The organism is Paenibacillus sp. KS1, assembly GCF_001680695.1.
Lineage (GTDB): Bacteria > Bacillota > Bacilli > Paenibacillales > Paenibacillaceae > Paenibacillus_B > Paenibacillus_B suaedae.
Genome location: NZ_MAIS01000129.1, coordinates 1 through 10,389 on the forward strand (window position 1 = coordinate 1; position 10,389 = coordinate 10,389).

A 10,389-nucleotide genomic window follows, 5' to 3' on the forward strand; every position below is an offset into this window, starting at 1 on the left:
TAATTCGTTGAACAGGCTCGCCGTCCACCACATCAAACCCGGTTCGCAGCACCTCGTGGCGGGCGAGCAGCTCCCTGAAAGCCTGTTCCAATCGGACAAAGTCCACGCGTCCATGGAACAACAAGGCTGCAGGCATGTTATAGCTTAGTTCCGCGCCTTCAAGCTGCTGCAGCACGAACAGCCTTCTTTGTGCGGATGACAGCGGATAATAATCGCATGGCTCGGCCGGCTGCAATCCCTTAAACAGATCCTTCGATTGCCGCTCGACAAGCGGAGCCAACGCTTCAATGGTTGCAAAGCGGAAAATGTCACGAATCGAGACTTGTACATGCAACGCTTGATGGATACGCGATGCCAACGTCATCGCCTTTAGCGAGTGGCCTCCCAATTCAAAGAAGCTGCTGCTTACTCCTACTTGCGAAATTTGCAGCACATCTTCCCAAATTGCGGCTAGCTGAGCCTCCGTCCGTGTACGAGGGGCCATGTACGGCGCAACGGCTGCCGTTTCATAGGCAGATACAGGCAATGCCGAACGATCCAGTTTTCCGTTTTTAGTAAGCGGCAGCTCTGCAAGGCGGATGTAATGCTCAGGTACCATATAAGCAGGCAGTGCCAGGCTCATTTCATGTCTTAATGCGGAAAGATCTAACGCACTATCGCTGACATAATAAGCGCAAAGCACTTCGTTTCCAGGCTTATCTTTTCGAATAACGACAGACGCTTGCCGAATATCGGCATTCAGCAGCAGACGGGCTTCAATTTCGCCCGGTTCAATCCGGTATCCTCGAATTTTGACCTGCTGATCGATCCGTCCCATATATTCAAGATTGCCATCTGGCAGCCAGCGAGCCAGATCCCCTGTTGCATACATCGTTTTGCCTTCGTTGAAAGGATCGGGTTTGAATTTCTCATGCGTAAGCTCAAGATGATTCCAGTAGCCTTTGGCTACTCCAGCGCCACCGAGATGCAATTCTCCCGGCACGCCAACAGGAAGAACCTGTCCGCCGTCGCCCAGCACATAGGCTGTCGTTCCGCCAATCGGCCGGCCGATTGGGATACTTGTCATGCTGCCCGCATCGCTGACCTTGAACGCAGTTGAAAACGTCGTATTCTCCGTAGGCCCATATCCGTTCCATATCGTAATGGATGGGCATGCTTGCTGAACGGCCCGAACATGCTTCGGCAGAAGCACTTCTCCCCCCATGATCAAATGCTGAATTCCGGCAAAAAGTTTGTCATCCATATCAGCCAAATGATGAAAAAGAGATGTCGTCAAAAACATAACCGTAATGCTGTTGGTTGCGATAAACTGTCCCAAACGGCTAGCGTTCAGCAGTACTTCTTTCTCCACAGGGTATAGTTGACTGCCATGAAGAATAGCTCCGAACATTTCAAATGTCGCCGCATCGAAGCTGACCGAACCTGTCTGTGCGAAGCGATGTCCGTCATGAAACGGTACATATCCGCCGCCTGTCACCAGGTTGACCACATTGCCGTGTGTGACCAGCACGCCTTTCGGCCTTCCCGTTGTGCCGGAGGTGTACATGATATAAGCGGGATCATCGGCGCCTACCGTACGCGATTGCCCTTTTGCCACCAGATCCTCATGTAAAAGCCAATCGGCGTCAAGGCTGATGACTGCCCCCTCATACGATTCCGGCGGGTGCAAATTGCCGGCAACCAGCAAAAATTCCGCTCCGCAATCGTCCAAAATATACAGATGACGATCCTCTGGAGCTTCAGGATCCAGCGGCACATAGGCGCCACCCGCCTTCAAAACTCCCATGACAGCTACAATAAATTCAATGGACCGATCAGCTAAAATTCCGACAGCCGCATGAAGCGGCAGTCCTTCTCTAAGAAGCTTGCCGGCCAGAATGCCCGACTGATGCTGCAGCGCTTCGTAGGTAAGGTGACGTTCACCGCATACAACCGCCAATCGTTGCGGATAATTGCGAGCGACCTCTGCAAACCGATCCGTAATCGAGACATCCGGCATCGGAGAAACAGGTAATCCGCTATAAGTCATAAGCTGTTCAAGCTGCTCTTCTTGATTAAGCAATCTTGCTTCAGCAAGCAGCGTATCCGGGGCCGTAATCACATCATGCAGCATGACTGTGAAGTAACGGCACCAACGCTCTACCCTTTCGCGAGCAAACAAAGCCGTAGAAAACTCCATAGAGCAGCGATAGCCATCCGGGTGCTCGTTAACCTGAAGCGTAAGGTCAAACTTCGCCGTTGTATCTACGAACGAATACGTGTCCACGCTCAAGTCAGGAAGCACAATTGGCAACGAATCGGTATTTTGCAGCACAAATACAGCATCGAATAACGGATTTCGACCCATATCCCGCTCTCTGACAATTTGATCGACCAAGTCTTCCAGCGGGTAATCTCCATGCTCTAAGGCATCCATCGTCGTTTGTTTGATTTCTTGTATAAAATGCAAAAATTTCTTTTGCCCCGAAGGAAACGTACGCAATGGCAGTGTATTTACAAACATCCCCATCATGGACGACAAATCTGCATGCGGCCGCCCAGCTACCGGGGAGCCGATGATAATCTCGTTTTGGCTGGACAATCGCGACAAAAACATGCTGTATGCCGCCAGCAATACCATGTACACGGTCGCCCCTTCATTCAGCGCCAACCTTTGCACGGACTCCGACAATGCCTTGTCAAGATGAAAATCAACACGTTCTCCGGCAAAACTGCGCAGCATCGGGCGTGAGTAATCGGTCGGGATTTGCAGCACAGGCAGCTCGCCCCCTAGTTGCTGCATCCAGTAGTCCTCATTCTTCCGATAAGCTGCACTATGAGCGTATTGCTGCTGCCATACGGCATAATCTTTGTATTGCAATCGAAGGGGTTCTAGTTGATGTCTGGCGTACAGTTTCGCAAATTCTTCTACAAAAATGCTGATGGATACGCCATCGGAGATAATATGGTGCATATCAAGCAGCAAGTAATGCAGATGTTTTCCCGCACTTATAACCTCGACACGCAGCAAAGGCGCTTGCTCCAGATCGAATGGACGTACAAACTCCGCTATTCTTGCGTCAAGCTGCTGTTCTTCCGCTACCCGGTAAACGACGGACGCCTGCACATGCTCGTGCACTTTCTGCATAGGCTGATTGTCGATGAATGTAAAAGATGTTCGCAGAGCGTCATGACGCAGAATGATCTGTTGCAGGGCCGACTCGAATCGCGAGGGGGCCAGACTGCCTTCCATCCGGAGAACGGCCGGCATGTTGTAACTGACGTCTACGCCTTCCAGTTGCTGCAGCACGTACATCCTTCTTTGAGCCGATGTCAGCGGATAATAATCCATCGGCGCCGCCGGCTCCAGCGAATCGATTGCTTTAACCGATCTGGAAGCGAGTGCCTCCGTCAACGCTTCAACAGTGGGATATTGAAACAGATCCCGGAGCGTAACATCAGCCTGAAGCTCTTTTTGCATGCGGGAAACGAGGACCGTCGCTTTTAGCGAGTGGCCGCCTCGTTCAAAGAAATCATCCCGCACTCCGATCGGGCGAACGTCAAGCACATCTTGCCACAATTCGACCATTTTTTGTTCCGCATCGGATCTTGGAGCCAAATAACTTCCGCTCACGGCCAGGCTGCTGCCCTCAGGATGCGGCAGGGCGCGGCGATCCAATTTTCCGTTGACAGTCAGAGGCATTTGCAGCATGGGAACAAAATAAGACGGTATCATGTAAGAAGGCAAGGCAACACCAAGCCGTTGTCTCAGTTCCTTCACCGCGTAGTCCCGATCCGCGACAAAATAAGCGCATAGACTGGCGCTCCCCTCCGAGCCCTCGATCACAGTCACAACTGCCTCGCTTATCCCAGGGAGCGATATCAGATGTGCCTCAATATCTCCCAGTTCGACCCGATTTCCGCGGATTTTCACTTGATGATCAATGCGTCCCAAGTACTCCAACGTTCCATCTGGCAGCCACCGGGCCCAGTCGCCGGTTCGATACATACGCTCTCCATGTACGAAAGGATCGGAAACAAACCTCGCTGCGGTCAATTCCGGCTGGTTCACATACCCTCTCGCCAAACCAAGACCGGCAATGCAGAGCTCTCCCGGTACGCCGAATGGAGACAGCCTTCCCTGTGCATTGACAATATAGACACGAGTATTGGGAATAGGGCGTCCGATGGATACAGCAGTCTCTTCCGTTAATTCCACAGCAGTCGTTACGACCGTATTTTCGGTTGGGCCGTATTCGTTCATCAATTGCATTTCAGGATTCATTGCTTTCAAACGGCGAATTAAAGGCATGCCTACGGCCTCGCCTGCTACTACCGCACTGCGCACCGAGCGCCAATCCTCGCGGTTCATGTGTTCCAGCATGGCGGAGTAGAAGCTCGGCGGGCTCTGCAAATGGGTGATTTGATGATGGACGATAGCTTCGCGAATGGCTGAAGCATCCTTGCTGTTCTGATCGCTCAGGATAACAACGGCTGCCCCTGAGACGATAGGCGCAAAGAAGTGAGTCACAAACGAATCGAATATAAAAGGATTCAGCATCAACGCCCTGTCGCTCGGACCAAACTGGTAGTGGCGCTTTTTCCACTGTATGGTGTTCGCAAAGCTCCCGTGTTCGATAAGAACGCCTTTCGACCTTCCTGTTGTGCCCGATGTGTAGATGACGTAGGCCGAGTGCTTCGGATCGATCGAGCGTCCCTGCCCTTTCACGGAAACTTCCTGCAGCGGATTGTCTTCAAAATAAAGAACAGAAACATCTTGACGAAGCTCGGCAATAAGCGGCTTATACTTGTCGAACGTAAGCAGCGCTTGAGGGCGGCTGTCCTCCAGCATAAAGCGGATCCGATCCGTAGGAAATTCCGGATCAATCGGGAGGTAGGCTCCTCCTGCTTTCAAGACCCCAATTATACCTGCCGCCATTTCTAACGAACGGTGAGTCATGACAGCGGCAATCGTATCCGTTCCTACACCGCGCTTACGAAGTTCGGCGCCTAGCTGCTCCGCCCATTCGTTTAGTTGCCGGTAGCTCAGTTCCCCCTCTTCCCCAATAATCGCCGGGAGGTCGGGAGTTAGCGCCGCTTGCTGCTCGAACAGCGTTAGCACAGATGATGCTGGATCATACGTTTCTTCTCTACCGGCAAACCGCTCAAGCAAATGTTCTTTATCTTGGGCGGTAACCAAGTCATAAGCGCCAAGTTTGACGTCCTGGAAATGAACGGCCTGAAGGAGAAGCTCTTGAAAGCAGCCACTCCAGCGTTCAATTGTATGTTGCGTAAACAAAGAAGAATCGTATTCCCAAGTCACTAAGAAGCTGTCCTCTCGCTCGGTTACCGTGAGCGTCAGATCGAACTTGGCTGCCGTGTAATCCAACGGATACAAAGTCAGATTGACATTTTCCAGTTTCAGCTCTTCATTATCCCCCTGCTGCAGAACGAGCATTGCGTCGAATAGTGGATTGCGGCTAAGATCGCGCTCCTGAACCATTCGCTGAACCAGTTCCTCAAACGGATATTTCTCATGCTCGAACGCAGATAACGCCGTCTGCTTCACTTCACGGAGATAGGCGGCAAACGTTTTTTCTCCTTCCGGGTACATGCGGAGCGCCAAGGTATTTACAAACATCCCTAACATGCCTGACAAACCTGCAAGCTGACGTCCCGCCACCGGCGTGCCGACGACGATCTCGTCTTGTCCGGCTATACGCGACAGAAATGCGCTGTATGCGGCTAGCAGTACCATGTACACGGTGGCGTCGCTCTTGCGAGCCAACTCGCGCACAGCCATCACAAGCTCGCCGTCCAGTTCGGCGTCTACCCGGCCGCCTATAAAGCTGCGCACAGCAGGCCGCGGATTGTCGGTCGGCAGTTGGAGAGCCGGTACCTCCTCGGCAAACTGCGACAGCCAATAGGCCTCCTCCTTGGCATAATCTTCCGTATGTCTACAAGCTTGCTGCCATACAGCATAGTCTTTATATTGCAGCTTTAGCGGTTCCATCGTTTCACCGGCATAGGCCGCAGCCAGCTCTTCCGTCAATATTTGCACAGAAATGCCGTCCGAGATGATATGATGCATGTCAAATAAGAGCAGATTCCGTTGATCCCCGAGATGTACGACTTTTGCCCGCAGCAGTGGTGCCGCGTCCAGGTCGAACGGCTGAATGAACGCCTGAATACGCGCATCTTCTTCCCCGTCCTCTGCTGTCTCTACCGCGATAAAGAAATCAACTTGCTGCTGCACGCGCTGAATAGGCTCCCCATCTGCAATAGCAAATGAAGTACGCAAAACATCGTGCCGGGCAATAAGCGAATGGAACGCCGCTTCCAATCGTTCCTTGTCCAGCGTCCCTTCCATAAGAAAGGCGGCCGGCATATTGTAGCTTAGTCCTGTTACATCCAATTGCTGCAACATAAATAACCGCTTCTGAGCGGACGATAGCGGGTAATAGAGCTGCTCAGGTGCGGATTCAAGCGACTCGTAATTACGTGTCGCCGCCGAGCCGACCACCTCGGTTAAGTCTTTTAGCACTGACGCCTGAAAGATGTCCCGTAAACCGAGTTCGATCTTGAACTCCTCATGAATGCGCGTCAACAGCGTCATTGCTTTCAGCGAATGACCTCCAAGTTCAAAGAAATTATCTAGGAGTCCGATCTGCTCGTGATCCAGCACTTCCTGCCAAAGCTTTGCCATCCGTTGCTCAGCATCCGTCACCGGGAGCAGGTATGGTTTGGAGGAAATTCTTTCATCCAACGCAGGCAAGGCTCTGCGATCCACCTTACCGTTTGTCGTCAAAGGAAGCTGATCCAGCTTCATATAAGCGACAGGAATCATATAGTCCGGCAGCATCGAGGACAAGAATCCTCGCAGCTCATCTGTCTCAAGCTCCCTCTCGCCCGTGTAATACGCGCAAAGTACCTGCTCACTTTGGCGATCTGGCATAACAGCAACAACCGCCTCACGGATAGATACGTTTTGTATGAGGCATGATTCAATTTCGCCCGGCTCTACCCGATAGCCCCGTATACTGAGTTGGTCATCAAGACGACCAAGAAATTGCAAATTCCCGTCCGGAAGCCAGTAAGCGCGATCTCCAGTGCGATACATGCGTCCATCCATCACAAACGGATCTTGAGCGAATCGCTCTGCCGTCAATTCCGGCCTGTTCAGGTAACCCCGAGCTACCCCGGCTCCTCCGATGCATAGTTCCCCCGGCACGCCAACGGGTTGCAATGTCCCGCCCTGACCAAGCACATACAGGTTGGCGTGCGGGAGCGGTCTGCCAATCGGTACGCCTCCTTCTTGAGGCAGTATACTTCCATTCATTGTCTCGTAATAGGAAGCATCAATGCAAGCTTCCGTCACCCCATAACTGTTGAGAATGCGCATGATAGAGCCGAAACGATCGTATACCCTCTGATAATCTTTCGCCGCAAAGCGGTCTGAGCCCATAATTAACAAACGTAAGTGTCCCGTACTTAAACCATTCTCGTAGATATAATCCATGAGCGGTACAAGCAATGGCGGCGTTGATTCCAGCAGTGTAATGCCTTGTTCGACGATGACCCCATGGAGACGAGGCATGCTGAGACGAGTTTCGTTCGAACATATAACGAGCTGTCCTCCGCTCAGCCATGCTCTGGCCAAATCGCCGGCAAATACATCAAAAGAAAAGCTGGCCATTTGCAGCAGTCGTACTTCCATATCTCCGAGCCTGTATTCATGATGCCATGACCATGCGGTTGAAACCCAACTGCGATGCTCGATCATAACCCCCTTGGGCCTTCCCGTTGTTCCGGAGGTGTAGATAACATACGCAAGTCGCTCAGGTGAACAACCGTGGAGTAAATTGGTCGGATCGGCGTCATAGCTTGACGCAAGCCTCAAATCTACGACTTGGCAGCCATCAGGCACGGTCATCATGTCATCGTCGGCAGTAAGCAGTACTTTTGCTTCGCAATCCCTTACCATATAAGCCAGGCGCTCGGCTGGCAATGAGTTGTCCAACGGAACGAAAGCGCCGCCTGCCTTTAATACGGCAAGAACGGCAGTTACGATAAGCGGAGAACGTTCCCCTAGAATGGCCACAGGCTCCCCACTCCCTATGCCCAAGCGACGAAGCGTCCGAGCTAGCCTGTTCGCTTGCTCATTCAATTGTCCATAGGTCAATGACAATCCGCCCGGTTCCGCAACAGCGATTTGATCCGGCGTATTTGCTGCATGGGTCTCAAACATTTCGTGCACAGAACGGTCAAGTGGTTGCTCGGTTCGTTGTCCCAAGCTGTAATTGTGGAGTATATTCTTCTGTTCTTCAGGGGGCAGAATTTCCAGTCGCCCTACCGACTGCATGGGGTTCGACATCGCTTCCCGGATTACATGCAGCAATCTTTGGAACAAACAATCGATGTCTTGGCGCGCATACAAATCTGTCAAATAATCGATTTGAATGGCCATCTCTCCGGTTCCTACATGTTCGCGGATGTGTACCGTCAATTCGTTATCCTGGTGCCCATTTCCCAGAGGCAGCGTCTCGTATTGAAAAGGCGCATCGTCAGGCAGCGTGCCCCACTCCATCGGGTGATAATTGAAGAACACGGGCAGCAATGCCTCCGTAAAACCGAAACGGTTGCGAAGGTCCGGGACAATCCGGTTAAACGGGTACTTTTGATGCCGAATCAGTTCGCTCTGCTTGTTCTTTACTTGTTTAACAAATTCCGCGAACGACCAGGAAGCGTCAATGCGCATACGAAAAGGCGTCGTGCTGACGAGCATCGCAACCATCAACTTCTGTTCTCGAGATGTCCGGTTGGCGTACATCGTTCCAAGCACAACTTCTTCTTCTCCGCAAATCCGCGACATATACAGGCAAAGGGCAGATACGAATAAGTTAAATGGGGAAACATGCTGTGATTCGCAGAACGTACGGATGTCGTTGCATTCAGATACCGGAATTTCATAATGGGCATAAGTTGCCGAGCTTCCGGCCGTCTGGACAGCGTTTTCGGAAGTGCCAAGCCGTGTGATGGAAGGAAGCGTACAGAACTCGCCCTCCCAAAATGCCTTATCTTTCTGAAACCGGGAAGATTGTAGATATTCCTCCTCGTTACGGAGCAGAGCCGTGCAAGCAGGCGCCGCTTCTTGAGGAAGCTCTCTATTGCAAAGCAAAGCATGATAGCCCTCAACGAATTCATTACCCAACAAGTTGAGCGAATAGCCGTCGGCAATAATATGATGAATGCTCAAGAACAGCCTGGCTTCCGATTCACCAGTCCAAAACAGCGTAAATTTATATAAAGGGGAGTCAAAAAGTGGAAACGGTTGGCATGACAAAAACTCGACTTCTTCTTCCCATGCCTCTGGTTCTCTATCGCATAAATTCACAATATCGATGTCAATTGGTGTAAAAGGAACAATATAGCTTAGTGGCTCCTCACCTTCTCTCTGCTGCAATCGCATACGCAGAGCGTCATGACGGAGAGCAAGGCTTTGCAGCACCTCTACGATTTTATCCTCTTGTATCGAGCCCTTGATAGTAAGCAAACTATTAAGCGTGGCAACTGTCGTGTGCGGATTCAAAAGCTCCATGTACCAAATTCGACGCTGAGCTTCTGTAAGCTCGTAATAAACTTTCTCATTTTGTTGCAGTTGCAGATTGGCTTTGCTCATTGACATAAATACCCTTCCTTCTCTTTGGAATCCTTGGAATGCCGGTATTGGTCATGCTTTCTGCTGTGGGGTAAATGTAACAAAGTGGCTTTCAACTTCCTGCAAATTCAACTTATTCCTTGCTAATGAAATGAATAATTCTATGTCTGTCTGTTTTAATGTGAATTGTAACGGTTCTGGTTGTAAGAAAGAAATTGTTTGAGGTTTTATTAAATACAAAGGAGTATCCTTATTTGGTATCGATCATGGTTTCGTATGTTTTATTGTTTAAGCGATACTAGTCTTCTTGGGCTCTCGTTTTCCTTAAAGTTCTCATCTACTAAATAGTAGTTGCTAATATTTTTCACTTTTCGAAAGCGGTACTGGTGAATACATCTCCTTCCCCATCTTTCTTATTATTTATAACAATAGAGTGACCGTCAGCCCCTCGGGGTGAACTGCTTCTCAGCTCTTTCACGTAAGGACGAAGATCCAAAACGCTAAAAATGATAAGCAACCAATCATTTGTATGCATTTTTTGCAGATCTTCAAAAGAAAATAGACTTTCTTGGATATACGAGGTTTTTTCCTCCATTCTTGGGTATTTTTGGTTCAATCACCGAAAAACTTCGCCAAGTTGGGGTGAAATCCCTTTTTTATGACTGAAAATCCTTCCGTATCAAGGGCTCAGATTAATGCAAAATACTCAAATAAAAAGAGCCGCAAGAAAGTTGACCTTTCTTACAGCTCAA

Annotated in this window: 1 protein-coding gene; it reads right to left on the reverse strand. The window is 50.4% G+C overall.

Going from position 1 to position 10,389, the window contains the following annotated elements:
* Positions 1-9,664, reverse strand: a 9,664-nt coding sequence (locus BBG47_RS25890) for a non-ribosomal peptide synthetase (RefSeq protein ID WP_139070775.1), incomplete at its 3' end; no start/stop codon positions are given.
* Positions 9,665-10,389: the final 725 nt, after the last annotated feature.